This window comes from Streptomyces sp. NPDC046881 (assembly GCF_040645015.1).
Taxonomy (GTDB): Bacteria; Actinomycetota; Actinomycetes; order Streptomycetales; family Streptomycetaceae; genus Streptomyces.
This window is the reverse complement of sequence record NZ_JBEYXJ010000007.1, coordinates 105189-119097: the sequence shown is the minus strand read 5'-3', so window position 1 is coordinate 119097 and position 13909 is coordinate 105189. Positions and strand designations below refer to the sequence as shown.

The window sequence follows — 13909 nt, the reverse complement described above, 5'->3', positions numbered from 1 at the left end:
CACCGTGACGACCGTGGACCGGTACGCCCGCCTGGCGCGCGGCTGCCGCCCGAGGGGCTGCCGCGCCCCCGCCCGGCGTGTCCACGGTCGCAGGGTGCGGTACGTCATCGGTGACGAGCCGGGACAGGTGAACGGACGTCGATGGCAGCGCGCCCCAAAGGGGCGCGGGGAACTGCTCGACCAGCCACACACGGCCTGAGGTCGTACGACAAGCTCCGCCCCCACGGCGATTAGTGTCTTTCCACAATCTCACCGTGAGGTTTTCGCATGCCCAGCGATTTCTTCTTCCCTGACCCCACCGGCCAGGTGCCCAGCGCCGAGGGCTACTTCGGCGCGTTCGGCGGCAAGTTCATCCCGGAGGCCCTCGTCGCCGCCGTGGACGAGGTCGCCGTCGAGTACGACAAGGCCAAGCACGACCCCGAGTTCGCCCGCGAGCTCGACGACCTGCTGGTCAACTACACCGGCCGCCCCTCGGCGCTCACCGAGGTGCCCCGCTTCGCCGAACACGCCGGCGGCGCGCGGGTGTTCCTCAAGCGCGAGGACCTCAACCACACCGGCTCCCACAAGATCAACAACGTGCTCGGCCAGGCCCTGCTCACCAAGCGCATGGGCAAGACCCGGGTCATCGCCGAGACCGGCGCCGGCCAGCACGGCGTCGCCACGGCCACCGCCTGCGCGCTGTTCGGCCTCGACTGCACCATCTACATGGGCGAGATCGACACCGAGCGGCAGGCCCTCAACGTGGCCCGGATGCGCATGCTCGGCGCCGAGGTCGTCGCCGTGAAGTCCGGCAGCCGCACCCTCAAGGACGCCATCAACGAGGCGTTCCGGGACTGGGTCGCCAACGTCGACCACACCCACTACCTGTTCGGTACGGTCGCCGGCCCGCACCCCTTCCCGGCCATGGTCCGCGACTTCCACCGGGTCATCGGCGTCGAGGCCCGGCGCCAGCTCCTGGAGCGCGCCGGCCGTCTCCCGGACGCGGCCGTCGCCTGCGTCGGCGGCGGCTCCAACGCCATCGGCCTCTTCCACGCCTTCATCCCCGACGAGGGCGTCCGCCTCATCGGCTGCGAGCCCGCCGGACACGGCATCGAGACCGGCGAGCACGCGGCCACCCTCACCGCCGGCGAGCCCGGCATCCTGCACGGCTCCCGGTCCTACGTCCTGCAGGACGAGGAGGGCCAGATCACCGAGCCGTACTCGATCTCCGCCGGTCTGGACTACCCGGGCATCGGCCCCGAGCACTCCTACCTGAAGGACTCCGGCCGCGGCGAGTACCGCGCGATCACCGACGACGCCGCCATGCAGGCCCTGCGCCTGCTGTCGCGGACCGAGGGCATCATCCCGGCCATCGAGAGCGCCCACGCGCTGGCCGGCGCCCTGGAGGTCGGCAGGGAGCTGGGCGAGGACGGCCTGATCGTGGTCAACCTGTCCGGCCGCGGCGACAAGGACATGGACACCGCCGCCCGCTACTTCGGCCTCTACGACGTCGACGCCGAGGTGGCCGCCGACGAAGCCGACACCGCCGAGATCGAGGGGGACGCCAAGTGAGCGGTAACGTCCAGCTGCTGACCGACACCCTCGCCGCCGCCAAGGCCGAGGGCCGCTCCGCGCTCATCGCCTACCTCCCGGCCGGCTTCCCGACCGTGGACGGCGGCATCGACGCGGTCAGGGCCGCCTTCGACGGCGGCGCCGACGTCGTCGAGGTCGGCCTGCCGCACAGCGACCCGGTCCTCGACGGCCCGGTCATCCAGACCGCCGACGACATCGCCCTGCGGGGCGGGGTGAAGATCGCCGACGTGATGCGCACGGTCCGGGAGGCCCACGCGGCCACCGGCAAGCCGGTGCTCGTCATGACGTACTGGAACCCCATCGACCGCTACGGCGTGGAGCGCTTCACCGCCGAGCTGGCCGAGGCGGGCGGCGCGGGCTGCATCCTGCCCGACCTGCCCGTGCAGGAGTCGGCGCTGTGGCGGGAGCACGCCGAGAAGCACGGCTTGGCGACGGTCTTCGTCGTGGCGCCGAGCAGCAGGGACGAGCGGCTCGCCGAGATCACCGCGGCGGGCAGCGGCTTCGTCTACGCGGCCTCCCTGATGGGCGTCACCGGCACCCGTGAGTCGGTCGGCGCGCAGGCCCAGGACCTGGTCCGGCGCACCCGCGGCACCGGCACCGGGCTGCCCGTCTGCGTCGGGCTCGGCGTCTCCAACCGGGCCCAGGCCGCCGAGGTCGCCGGGTTCGCCGACGGAGTGATCGTCGGTTCGGCGTTCGTGAAGCGGATGCTGGACGCACCCGACCACGCCTCCGGTCTCGCGGCGGTCCGCGAGCTCGCCGGGGAGCTGGCCAAGGGCGTGCGCGGACAGGCGTAACCGCAGGTCACTTTCCCTATCAGAACATCCGGTCACTCGAACGAGTGGACCTCGGTCCGGGGAGGCGCGCTGCGCCTCCCCGGTTCGTTCTGGAGGTGTGAGCGAGAAGAACCGTGACGGAAAGCGCACCGCCCGGGAGCGGCTGGCGGTCGAGCGCGAGAAGCAGAGGGCCGCGGACAAGCGGCGGCGCACGCTGATCGTGGGCGCGAGCGTCGTCTGCGTCCTGGGCCTCGCGGCGGTGATCGGCGTGCTCGCCGCGAACGCCGGCAAGGAGAAGAAGAGCAGCGCGGGCCCGGCCGTGGCCCCCTCGGGTGCCCAGGGCAAGGACGGCCTCGCGATCCCGGTCGGCAAGGACGGCGCCAAGTCGACGCTCACCGTCTGGGAGGACTTCCGCTGCCCGGCCTGCCAGGCCTTCGAGGCCGCCTACCGGCCGGTGCTCCACGAACTGGCCGACGCCGGCAAGCTCAGAATCGACTACCACCTGGTCCGGCTGATCGACGGCAACCTCGGCGGCAGCGGCTCGCTGCGCGCCGCCAACGCCGCGGCCTGCGCCCAGGACGCGGGCAGGTTCCGCGAGTACCACGACGTGTTGTACGCGAACCAGCCCAAGGAGACCGACGACGCGTTCGCGGACAACGGCAAGCTCATCGGGCTGGCCGGCAAGGTGAGCGGCCTGGACACGCCCGCCTTCCGCAAGTGCGTCGACGACGGCACGCACGACGCCTGGGTGAACAAGTCCCAGCAGGCCTTCCGCACCGGCGGCTTCACCGGTACGCCCACGGTCCTGCTCGGCGGCAAGAACATCTACCAGGACCAGACGATGACCCCGGCCAAGCTCAAGCAGATGGTGGAGGCCGCCGACCGCGGGTAAGCGTTTCTCACGCCCCCGTTATGGACCCGTAGCCGGGCTGCTTGCCGTCCCCACGGCCCGGCACGGTAGCGTCGGACCTGCCATGAACCTTGCCTACATCCCCAGCCCGTCGCACGGGGTGCTGTACCTCGGCCCCATCCCGCTGCGCGGCTACGCCTTCTGCATCATCATCGGCGTCTTCGTTGCCGTCTGGCTCGGCAACAAGCGCTGGATCGCCCGCGGCGGGCAGTCCGGCACGGTCGCCGACATCGCCGTCTGGGCCGTGCCGTTCGGCCTGGTCGGCGGCCGGCTCTACCACGTGATCACGGACTACGAGCTGTACTTCAGCGAGGGCCGTGACTGGGTGGACGCCTTCAAGGTGTGGGAGGGCGGCCTGGGCATCTGGGGCGCGATCGCGCTCGGCGCGCTCGGCGCCTGGATCGGCGCGCGCCGCCGGGGCGTCCCGTTGCCCGCCTACGCCGACGCCGTCGCGCCCGGTATCGCCTTCGCGCAGGCCATCGGCCGCTGGGGCAACTGGTTCAACCAGGAGCTGTACGGCCACGAGACGCACCTGCCCTGGGCGCTGCACATCACCTCCGCCGAAGGCGGCCGGGTCCCGGGCTACTACCACCCGACCTTCCTCTACGAGTCCCTGTGGTGCATCGGCGTGGGCCTGCTGGTCATCTGGGCGGACCGCCGCTTCAAGCTGGGCCACGGCCGGGCGTTCGCCCTGTACGTCGCCGCGTACTGCGCGGGCCGCGGCTGGATCGAGTACCTGCGGGTGGACGACGCCCACCACATCCTGGGCATCCGCCTCAACGTCTGGACCGCGCTGGTCGTCTTCCTGCTGGCCGTGGTGTACATGGTGGTGTCGGCGAAGAAGCGGCCCGGGCGGGAAGCCGTCGTCGAGCCGGGCGTCCCCGGCGGTTCGGCCGGGGGTGCGCAGGCCGTCGCCGAGGGCGAGGAGAAGACCGACGCCGCCGGGAAGTCTCCGGAGCACGAGACGACGGACGCGGCGAAGGGCGAGGCGAAGGAGGCGACGACGGACGACTCGGAGCACGAGGCGGACGACGAGGCGGAGTCGGCCAAGAAGAGCTGACCACCGGTCCTGCGACACCGAGGGCGCCCGGAGCTTTCCGGGCGCCCTCGGCGCGTGTCGGAGGTCAGGCCCGGCCCGCCAGCGACAGCGTGCGCCGCGCCGTCGCCACCACCGCCGCGTCGATGAAGCGGCCGTCGGGCAGGGCCTGCGCGCCCGCGTTCTCCGCCGCCGCCTCGATGACCGTCTCCGCGTGTTCGACCTCGGCCTCCGTGGGCAGGTAGGCCCGCTCGATCACCGGCAGCTGCCGGGGATGGATCGCGGCGCGGCCCAGGAACCCCAGGGCGCGGCCGTGGGCGCAGGACGCGGCCAGCCCGTCGAGGTCGCGGATGTCCGGATGGACGGTCTGCGACGGCGGGGCCAGGCCCGCCGCCCGGGCGGCGACGATCACCCGGGAGCGCGGCCAGTCCAGGCCCGCGTCGGCCCGCACCCCCAGGTCGGCGCGGAGATCGGTCTCGCCCAGGGCGATGCCCCGCAGGGCGGGGTGCGCGGTGGCGATGGCGTAGGCGTGCTCGACGCCGAGGGCCGACTCCAGGAGCGCGTACAGGGGGACCGGGGTGACCACGGCGACCCGCCGCACCTCGTCCGGTGTCGTCACCTTCGGCAGCCGCAGCCCGGACAGGCCCGGCAGGCCGGCCAGGGCGGTGAGGTCGGCGGCGGCCCAGGGACCGTCCAGGGCGTTGAGGCGGACGTGCACCGGCACCGGCTGCGGCTGGGCGAGGAGTTCCGCGGTGGCCGCGCGGGCGTACCCCTTGCGCTCCGGGGCGACCGCGTCCTCCAGGTCGACGACGACCACGTCGGCGCCCGCCGTGAGGGCCTTGGCCACCACGTGCGGGCGGTCGCCGGGGGCGTAGAGCCAGGTGAGCGGGGTGCGGGTCACAGGGCGCCCTCCGCGCGCAGGGCCGCGATGTCGGCCGGGGCGAGGCCCAGTTCGGTGAGGACGGCGTCGGTGTCGGCGCCGTGCGGCCGGCCGGCCCAGCGGATCGCGCCGGGCGTGGCGGAGAGCCGGAAGAGGACGTTCTGCATGCGCAGCGGGCCCAGCTCCGGGTCGTCGACGGTGGTGACCGTGCCCAGGGCCTGGTACTGGGGGTCCGCGAGGACGTCCCGGACGTCCTGGACGGGTGCCGCCGCGGCCTCCGCCTTCTCGAAGGCGGCGAGCACCTCGGCGCGGGTGCGGGAGCCGATCCAGGAGCCGACCGCCTCGTCCAGGACGTCGGCGTGGGCGGCCCGGCCCGTGCCGGTGGCGAACCACGGCTCCTCGATCAGCTCCGGGCGGCCCACCAGGCGCAGCACGCGTTCGGCGACCGACTGCGCGGAGGTGGAGACGGCGACCCAGGTGCCCTCGGCGGTGCGGTAGGTGTTGCGCGGGGCGTTGTTCGCGGACCGGTTCCCGGTGCGCTCCTGGACGTAGCCGAGCTGGTCGTACCAGGTGGGATGGGGCCCGAGGACGGACAGGATCGGCTCGATGATCGCCATGTCGACCAGCTGGCCCGCGCCGGTGCGCTCGCGTGCGGCCAGCGCCGTCAGCACGGCGTACGCGGTCGCCAGGCCCGCGACCGAGTCGGCGAGACCGAACGGCGGCAGCGTCGGGGGCGCGTCCGGTTCGCCGGTGACCGCGGCGAAACCGCTCATCGCCTCGGCGAGCGTGCCGAAGCCGGGGCGGCGCGCGTACGGGCCGAACTGGCCGAAGGCGGTGACCCGGGCGAGCACCAGCCGGGGGTTGGCCGCCGACAGCTCGGGCCAGCCCAGGTCCCATTTCTCCAGCGTGCCGGGGCGGAAGTTCTCGATCACCACGTCGGCGGTGGCGGCGAGCCGCAGCAGGGTCGTCCGGCCGCCGGGCGTGGACAGATCGAGGGTGATGGTCCGCTTGTTGCGGCCGAGCACCTTCCACCACAGGCCGACGCCGTCCTTGGCCGGGCCGTGGCCCCGGGAGGGGTCGGGCCGCCCGGGATGCTCGACCTTGATCACCTCGGCGCCGAAGTCCCCGAGCAGGGTGGCGGCCATCGGCCCGGCGAAGAGGGTCGCCAGGTCCAGCACCCGCAGGCCGTCCAGGGCCGGGGCCGTGCGTGTCGTCTTACTCGGTGTGTTCGTCGTACTCATGCGCTGTACTGGGCCTCGATCTCCGGGCGGTACGGCATCGACGCCGACGCCCCTTCCCGCTGGACGGAGATCGCCGCCGCGGCGGCCGCCCAGGACAGGGCCTCGCGTACCGGTCTCTCCTCGGCGAGGGCCACCGCGAGTGTGCCGACGAAGGTGTCGCCGGCGCCGGTGGAGTCGACGGCCGTCACGTGCGGCGCGGGGATCACCAGAGGTTCGGTGCCCCGGGCCAGGTACAGGCAGCCCGTGGCCCCCAGCGTGACGACGACCTCCGGCACCAGGTCCAGCAGGGCGGCCGCGGCCTCCCGCGGGTCGGTGCGGCCGGTGAGGGTGACGGCCTCGTACTCGTTCGGCACCAACAGGTCGATGGCGTGCAGCAGTTCGGCGGGCAGCGGCTGGACCGGGGAGGGGGTGAGGACCGTACGGACGCCGTGCCGGCGGGCCGCCTCCGCGCCCGCGACGACGGCCGCCAGCGGGATCTCCAGTTGCAGCAGCAGCGCGTCGGCGGTGGCGATCACGCCCTCGTCGCCGGGGGAGAGGTGGTCGACCGTGCCGTTGGCGCCGGGGATGACGACGATCGCGTTGCCGCCCTCGTCGTCCACCACGATGTGCGCGGTGCCCGAGGGGCCCTCGACCGTGCGCAGGAAGTCGGTGTCCACGCCGGAGTGTTCGAGGGTGTCGCGCAGCCGCACGCCGTAGGCGTCGTTGCCGACCGCGCCGATCATCGAGACGGTGGCGCCGGCGCGGGCCGCGGCGATCGCCTGGTTGGCGCCCTTGCCGCCGGGGATGGTGCGGAACTCCCGCCCCGTCACGGTCTCCCCGCGCTGCGGGGCCTTGCCGACATAGGTGACGAGGTCCATGTTCGTGCTGCCGAGGATGACGATATGGGTCATGGGCGGGTCGCCTCCAGGTGGGTGAGGTGGGCGAGGGTGTCGAAGCCGGTGCCGTCGAAGTCGGCGACGGTGCTGGCGAGCCGGTTCTTCAGCGGGGCCCGCCAGTGGTCGGGGAGCGCGTCGGGACCGCCGGCCAGGAGCCCGGCGATGCTGCCGGCGGTCGCGCCGGCCGAGTCGGTGTCCCAGCCGCCCGACACGGCACGGCAGACGGAGCCGCTGAAGTCCCCGTCGGCGTGCGTGAGGGCGGCCGCGATCAGAGCGGTGTTGGGGATGGCGTGCACCCAGTGGTGGTCATGGGCGTAGCGGGCGTGCAGCCGGTCCACGACCTCCTCGAAGTCGGCGGTCTCCCGGGCCAGCCGGACGGCGTGGTCGATCGCCCGCGCCAGGCGGGAGCGGGCCGGGACCACCGCGCGGCCGGCGCGCAGGCAGGCGTGCACGTCGTGGCTGCCGGTGGCGGCCGTGGCGATGGCGGCGGCGGTGAACATCGCCGCGTAGACGCCGTTGGCGGTGTGGGTGAGGACCGCGTCCCGGTGCGCCTGTCCGGCGGCGGCCGCCGGGTCGCCGGGGTTGCTCCAGCCGTGCACGTCGGCACGGATCAGGGCGCCGATCCACTCGCGGAACGGATTGCGGTGGCGGGCCGTGTGCGGGGGTTCGATGCCGGCGAGGAGGTTGCGGTGGGCGAGGCGCTCGGCGGTGAAGGTACGGCCGGGCGGGAGTTCCTCCAGCCAGAGCCGGGCCACGTCGTCGGTGGTGAAGTCCCTGCCGTGGCGCTGGAGCAGCAGGAGGTTGAGCAGCGGGTAGTCGAGGTCGTCGTCCTCGGGCATGCCGTCGATGTTCTCGGCGAGCGAGGTGGCGGCCGAGCGGCGGTTCCAGGGGTGGGCGCGCAGGAGGTCCTCCGGGACGCCCCGGGCGGTGAAGTATCCGGTGAGAGGCCAGTTCCCGGCCGCCTTGGCGAGGGCGCGGATGCCGTCGAGAGGGAGCTTCTCGACGGGTTTGCCGAGGAGGCAGCCGACGGCCCGGCCGAGCCAGGCGGCCTCCAGGGCACGGGGGTCCGGTGCGGTGGCGGACCGTGCGGTGGGCCAGTCGGGGCACTGGGACCTGATCCGTTCCAGCTCCGTCGGCTCGTCCTCGGCGAACCGGCCGGGCAGGTCGGCGAGTTCGTCCAGCAGGTCCTCGGCCAGCAGCCGCAGATAGCGGGACGCCCGGCACGCGGACGCCCCCGCCCGCTCCGGGGCGTCCGGACCGCCCGCCGCCCGCCAGCGCGCCTCGATCGCCGCCGGCTCCCGCCCGTCCAGCCGGGCCTGGCGCAGTTCGTGGCCCAGCAGGTCCTCCGGCTGGACCCAGGTCAGTCGGAGCACGGCCGGCCTCCGAGCGCGGTGAACGCCTCCTCGTGGGCGCGCCGGCGGCGCACGTCCCGCTCGAAGACCTCGCGTGCGACCTCGGTGAGCGTCCGGGCCGGCGCCCACAGGTCGAGGCGGCTGGCGTCGGCGACCGTCTTCGCCCACTCCTCGGGAGGGGGTGAGCCGAGCGCGCCCGCGAGGGCGCCGGCCATCGTGGCGATCGAGTCGCAGTCCCGGCCGTAGTTGACCGAGCCGAGCACGGCCTGCCGGTAGTCGCCGCCGGACACGACCAGCATGCCCAGGGCGACGGGGAGTTCCTCGACGGAGTGCAGCCGGGAGGGGCGGCGGGCGGCGAGGGAGGGGGCGCGGTAGTCCGGGCCGACGGTGTCGTAGGGGGCCACCGCCGTGCGCAGCGGACCGAGCGCCGACTCGAAGTCCCGGTACCGGGCGGCGACTTCGCAGACCTTCTCGATCGCCGTACGGGTGCCGTCCTTCGCCAGCGACAGGCAGGCGCCCACCACCGAGTCCGGGGTCGCGCCGGGGGCGGTTGCGGCGGCCACCGCGGCGGCGAGGACCCCGGCCGCCTCACGGCCGTACGACGACTGGTGGGCGCCCGCGAGGTCCAGGGCCTCGGCGTAGGCGGCGGCCGGGTTGGCCGCGTTGACCAGGCCGACCGGGGCCGAGTACATCGCCGCGCCGCAGTTGACGATGTTGCCGGCGCCCGCCTCCCGGGGGTCGGCGTGACCGTAGGCCAGCCGGGCCACCAGCCACTTCTCGGCGAGGAAGAGGCGGTGCAGCGGCAGGGCCTCGGCCTCCAGCTCCGGGATCCAGCGGGGTGTGGTCATCAGGTCCGGGACCAGGTGCTCGGCGATCGCGTACGCGTCGAGGTGGTCGCGGACGCGGTCGTAGACCCGGATCAGCGCGTGCGTCATCAGGGTGTCGTCGGTGACGTGGCCGTCGCCCTTGTGGTACGGGGCGATGGGGCGGGCGGTGCGCCAGGCGTCGCCGTGCCAGGGGCCGACGATGCCGCGGACGCGGCCGCCGTGCCGCTCGGCGATCTGCTCGGGGGAGTAGCCCTCGACCGGGCCGCCGAGGGCGTCGCCGACGGCGGCGCCGACCAGGGCGGCGGTGATGCGGTCCGCGAGCGGGCTTCCGCTGTCCCGCGGCGCGCCTCGTGCGGGTTCCTGTGGGGGTTCTGCGGGTTGTGCGGGGTGTGTGGGGTGTTCGGGCGTCATGCCCCGAATCATCCTCCTGGGCGGGCCGGTTGTGCGGCTTCCAGGAGTCCGGCGAGTTCCACCAGGTCGGTGCCGGTGAGGCGGGGCAGGGTGCAGCCGGGCAGGATGCGGCAGGCGTCCCGCCAGGTTCCCGGGACGGCCGCGCCGCCGCCGAGGGCACCGGTGAGGGCGCCCGCCAGGGCGGGGGCGGAGTCGGCGACCCGGGACAGGCAGACGGCGGCCGGCACGGCCTCGGCGATCCGGCCCCGGGCGGCGGTGGCCAGGGCGAGCGCGACGGGGACGGTCTCGGCGGCGGCGATGCCGTAGCTGTAGACGTGGTCGACGATCTGGTGTTCCAGGAGGGGTACGAGGGCGAAGGCGGACTCGCTGTCCTCGGCCAGGGCGAGGGCGTGGCGGGTGTTGCGGCCGATCTCCGTGTCCGCGGGCAGCTCGGCGAGCGCGGCGGTCACGCAGGTGTCCGGTGCGGCGCCGGTGAGGGCGAGGGAGAGGGCCGCCGCCATGGCCCGGGCGCCGTGCACGCCGTCGCCGTCCTGGGTGTAGCGGGCGTCGAACTCGGCGAGCGCGGCGGCCTGTTGCGGGTCGCCGGGGTGGGCCACGGCGAGGACGCAGGCGCGGACGCAGGCCGCGTCGTCGAAGTAGTGCGGGTTGTCGTGGCCGGTGGCGGGCGGGCGCAGGCCGGTGGCGAGGTTGCCGAGACCGGCGCGGACGGAGATGCGGGCGCGCAGCGGCAGGACGGCGGACTCGACCTCCGGGGCGCGGTCCGCTGCGGCGGCGACCTCGGAGGCCACGGCGGTCCAGGTGAGGTCGATGGCGGCACGCATACGGCGGGCCCGGCTGAGGTCGCCGAGGGCGTCGTCGTCGCCGGCCCGCAGGACCGCCTCCGCGGCGAACACCGCCCACTCGGCGTCGTCGGAGGGGCCGAGGCGGAGGGGTTCGGGGGGCTGGTTGAGGGCGATCGGCACCGGGAGGGTGGTGGTGGCGTTCTGCTCGGCGAAGGTGTCCAGTTCGCGGGTGAGGCGGCGGGTCCACTCGGGCATCCGGGCGGCGCGGTGCCGGGCCGCGGGCCAGCCGGCGGCGTCTCCCGCGGCCAGGCCGAGGAGGAGTCCCTCGATACGGCGCGCTGTCATGACCGCCCCTCACCGTCCCCTTGCCCGGCATTCCCGGCCCCTACCAGGGGACTCCGCCCGCTGTCCGGTTGCCCGGCGCCCGTCAGGTGACTCCGCCCGCTGTCCGGTTGCCCGGCGTGCCCGGCACCCGCCAGGGGGCTCCGCCCCCCGGCCCCTCGCTCCTGCGCCCACCCGCCACCCGACTCGGTGGGCCGAGAGGTGAGGGCCGGGGGTGGGGAGGGCTCGGTGGGCCGGGTGGCGGCCGGTGGGGGTGGCAGAGGTCCGGGCCGGTCGGCGGGCGGAGGAGACAACCGCCCCGTCAGTGTCACGTCGTCCGGCACCACCTCCGGCGGAAGCTCCGCCAGTGTCATCTCGGCCGGCATGGCTTCCGGCGGCACCCCGGCCGGCATGGCTTCCGGCAGCGCCCGCGTCGGTACGGCGTCCGGTGGCGTCCGCGTCGGTACGGCGTCCGGTGGCGTCCGCGTCGGTACGGCTTCCGGCGGCGCCCCGGCCGGCATGGCTTCCGGCAGCGCCCGCGTTGGCATGGTCTCCGGCAGCGTCCGCGTCGGTACGGCGTCCGGTGGCGTCGGCGTCGGTACGGCTTCCGGCGGCGCCCCGGCCTGCATGGCTTTCGGCAGCGCCCGCGTTGGCATGGTCTCCGGCAGCGCCCGCGTCGGTACGGCTTCCGGCAGCGCCCCGACCGGCATGGCTTCCGGCAGTACCCGCGTCGGCATGGCTTCCGGCAGCGCCCGTGTCGGCGTGGTCTCCGGCAGCGTCCGCGTCGGTACGGCCTCCGGCAGCACCTCAGCCGGTACGGTCTCCGGCGGCGCCGCCCGCGGCGGAACCCGCGCCGCCTCCTCCGCCGCCCTGGTCCCGGTCTTTCCCCTGTCCCCGCCCACCAGCAACTCGGCGACCTCCAGCACGTGATGTCCGGCCACCGACGGCAGACAGCGCCCCCGGGCCGGGCCGATGGCCGTCGCCCAGGCGGAGGGAATGGCGGAGAGGCCCTGGGTGGCTCCGGAGAGGGCGCCGGCGACCGCTGCCGTGGTGTCGGCGTCGCGGCCCATGTTGACGGCCGTCAGGACCGCCTCCCGGAAGTCGCCGTCGGCCGCCGCGTACGCGCCGAAGGCGAGGGCGACCGCTTCGGGGGCCAGGTCGGTCCAGGGGTAGCCGCCGATGACGACCGCGGAGCGGACCGCGCGTTCGCCGCGGTGGGCCACGGCCACCGCGCGGCGTAGCGAGCGCGCCGTCCAGGAGTCGTCGGGGATCACCGCCAGGGCTGCGGCGATCACCACCGGGACGGACGCGCCGGTCATCGCCGCCGCCACTCCCGCCGCGACCGCCTGGCCGCCGTAGATCCCCTCGCCCTCGTGGCTGACCGAGCCGTCGATGGCCACCAGCCGGGCCGCCTCGGCGGGCCGCCCGGCGGCGAACACCCCGGACGGTGCCGCCCGCATCGCCAGGCCGTCGCTCCAGGCGTGCCGGTGCTGGGCCGAGATGGGGGCGGCGAGGCCGCGGCGCAGGTTCTCCAGCGTGCCCCGCTCGCTGAAGCCCGCGCCGCGGAAGGGGCCCTCGGCCCGGTCGGCGATCCACTCGTGCCAGGCCGCTTCCACGTGCGCCGGGGTGAGCGCCGAGCCGTGCCGGGCCAGCAGCAGCCCGGAGAAGATCGCGTACTCGGTGTCGTCCGTGCCGCACGGCTGCTCGCTGACGTACCCGGTGATGCGGCCCCAGCGGGCCCGGATCTCGGAGGGCCTGAGGTTCTCCGCGGGCGCCCCCAGCGCGTCCCCGACGGCCAGGCCGAGCAGCGCGCCCCGGGCCCGCTCACGAAGTCCGGCGGCCTCCCCGGGCGCCGGAACCGGGGGAGTGCAGGCGATCGATGCCATGGACGGCCTCCTTCGGCGGGTCGCACGGGACCCTTTGCGGATGTGTCCCACGGGAGGCGTCGGGGCGAGCGCGGGGTGGACGTCTGTCACCCGCTCGGCATCTGAGCACTCAATCGCACATGTGAGCGTCCACCGGGAAACGTGCAGGTTAGCCGAGCCTTTCCTTGCTGGCGGCGGCGGAAGGATAAGCGTAAGTTCAGTGTTGTCGAAAAGTAGAACTCGTCCAAAGTTAGCTTTGGCTAAGCTTCCCTGGGGGGCCCGCATGGCCATCATCGAAACCGAGGCCGCGCTGCACGTGGCGCACCGCGACAACCACACGCACCGCGATGTGAACGGGGGCTGGCTGCGGCCCGCCGTCTTCGGCGCCATGGACGGGCTCGTCTCCAACCTCGCCCTGATGACGGGCGTGGCCGGCGGAGCCGTGAGCCAGCACACCATCGTCCTCACCGGTCTCGCCGGGCTCGCCGCCGGCGCCTTCTCCATGGCGGCCGGCGAGTACACCTCCGTCGCCTCCCAGCGGGAGCTCGTCGAGGCCGAACTCGACGTCGAGCGCCGTGAGCTGCGCAAACACCCGCAGGACGAGGAGGACGAGCTGGCCGCGCTGTACGTGGCGCGCGGGGTCGAACCGGAGCTGGCCCGGCAGGTCGCCCGGCAGCTGTCCCGGGACCCCGAGCAGGCCCTGGAGATCCACGCCCGCGAGGAGCTGGGCATCGACCCCGGCGACCTGCCCTCGCCGCTGGTCGCCGCCGTGTCGTCCTTCGGCTCGTTCGCCCTCGGCGCCCTGCTGCCCCTCCTGCCGTACCTGCTCGGCGCCACCGCGCTGTGGCCCGCCGTGCTGCTCGCCCTCGCCGGGCTCTTCGGATGCGGTGCGGTCGTGGCCAAGGTGACGGCGCGCAGCTGGTGGTTCAGCGGTCTGCGGCAGCTCGCGCTCGGCGGTGCGGCGGCCGGTGTGACGTACGCCCTGGGCACCCTGTTCGGAACGGCCGTAGGATAGCCAGGCCGGTACGTATGCGATGGGCCGCATACATACCCGTTACTCGCTG

At 74.5% G+C, this 13909-nt stretch carries 11 protein-coding genes and 1 pseudogene; 5 read left to right on the top strand and 7 right to left on the bottom strand.

Going from position 1 to position 13909, the window contains the following annotated elements; all coding sequences use genetic code 11:
• Positions 1-267: 267 nt before the first annotated feature.
• The 4 genes from trpB to lgt all read left to right on the top strand — a co-directional run bounded on the left by trpB (position 268) and on the right by lgt (position 4315).
• Positions 268-1551 carry a tryptophan synthase subunit beta gene (gene trpB, locus ABZ923_RS06160; protein ID WP_361467434.1) on the top strand — a complete coding sequence of 428 codons (1284 nt, stop codon included), beginning with the start codon at positions 268-270 and terminating at the stop codon, positions 1549-1551.
• Positions 1548-2366 (top strand): tryptophan synthase subunit alpha, encoded by an 819-nt coding sequence (gene trpA, locus ABZ923_RS06155; RefSeq protein ID WP_361467431.1) that lies wholly within the window; start codon positions 1548-1550, stop codon positions 2364-2366. Before trpB ends, trpA begins: the two co-directional genes overlap by 4 nt.
• A gap of 97 nt (positions 2367-2463) precedes the next feature.
• Positions 2464-3237 (top strand): thioredoxin domain-containing protein, encoded by a 774-nt coding sequence (locus tag ABZ923_RS06150; protein ID WP_361467428.1) that lies wholly within the window; start codon positions 2464-2466, stop codon positions 3235-3237.
• A gap of 82 nt (positions 3238-3319) precedes the next feature.
• Positions 3320-4315: a prolipoprotein diacylglyceryl transferase gene (gene lgt, locus ABZ923_RS06145; protein WP_361467426.1), complete on the top strand. Its 996-nt coding sequence runs from the start codon at positions 3320-3322 to the stop codon at positions 4313-4315.
• A gap of 64 nt (positions 4316-4379) precedes the next feature.
• Here lgt and ABZ923_RS06140 read toward each other — a convergent pair whose 3' ends face one another.
• From ABZ923_RS06140 to ABZ923_RS06110, 7 genes and pseudogenes are all read right to left on the bottom strand, one after another.
• Positions 4380-5192 carry a CoA ester lyase gene (locus ABZ923_RS06140; protein WP_361467423.1) on the bottom strand — a complete coding sequence of 271 codons (813 nt, stop codon included), beginning with the start codon at positions 5190-5192 and terminating at the stop codon, positions 4380-4382.
• Positions 5189-6412 carry a CoA transferase gene (locus tag ABZ923_RS06135; RefSeq protein WP_361467420.1) on the bottom strand — a complete coding sequence of 408 codons (1224 nt, stop codon included), beginning with the start codon at positions 6410-6412 and terminating at the stop codon, positions 5189-5191. Before ABZ923_RS06135 ends, ABZ923_RS06140 begins: the two co-directional genes overlap by 4 nt.
• Positions 6409-7302 carry a ribokinase gene (rbsK, locus tag ABZ923_RS06130; protein ID WP_361467418.1) on the bottom strand — a complete coding sequence of 298 codons (894 nt, stop codon included), beginning with the start codon at positions 7300-7302 and terminating at the stop codon, positions 6409-6411. The genes ABZ923_RS06135 and rbsK overlap by 4 nt, the downstream gene beginning before the upstream one ends.
• Positions 7299-8660, bottom strand: a complete 1362-nt coding sequence (locus ABZ923_RS06125; protein ID WP_361467415.1) for an ADP-ribosylglycohydrolase family protein — start codon at positions 8658-8660, stop codon at positions 7299-7301. The genes rbsK and ABZ923_RS06125 overlap by 4 nt, the downstream gene beginning before the upstream one ends.
• Positions 8648-9877 (bottom strand): ADP-ribosylglycohydrolase family protein, encoded by a 1230-nt coding sequence (locus ABZ923_RS06120; protein WP_361467413.1) that lies wholly within the window; start codon positions 9875-9877, stop codon positions 8648-8650. Before ABZ923_RS06120 ends, ABZ923_RS06125 begins: the two co-directional genes overlap by 13 nt.
• 8 nt (positions 9878-9885) lie before the next feature.
• On the bottom strand, positions 9886-11004 hold the full coding sequence (locus ABZ923_RS06115) for an ADP-ribosylglycohydrolase family protein (protein ID WP_361467410.1): 1119 nt from the start codon (positions 11002-11004) through the stop codon (positions 9886-9888).
• A gap of 875 nt (positions 11005-11879) precedes the next feature.
• Positions 11880-12866, bottom strand: a pseudogene (locus ABZ923_RS06110) (ADP-ribosylglycohydrolase family protein); the annotation flags it as partial.
• A gap of 262 nt (positions 12867-13128) precedes the next feature.
• Here ABZ923_RS06110 and ABZ923_RS06105 point away from each other — a divergent pair.
• Positions 13129-13860, top strand: coding sequence for a VIT1/CCC1 transporter family protein (locus ABZ923_RS06105; protein ID WP_361467408.1), 732 nt, complete (start codon positions 13129-13131; stop codon positions 13858-13860).
• The last annotated feature ends 49 nt before the right edge of the window (positions 13861-13909 follow it).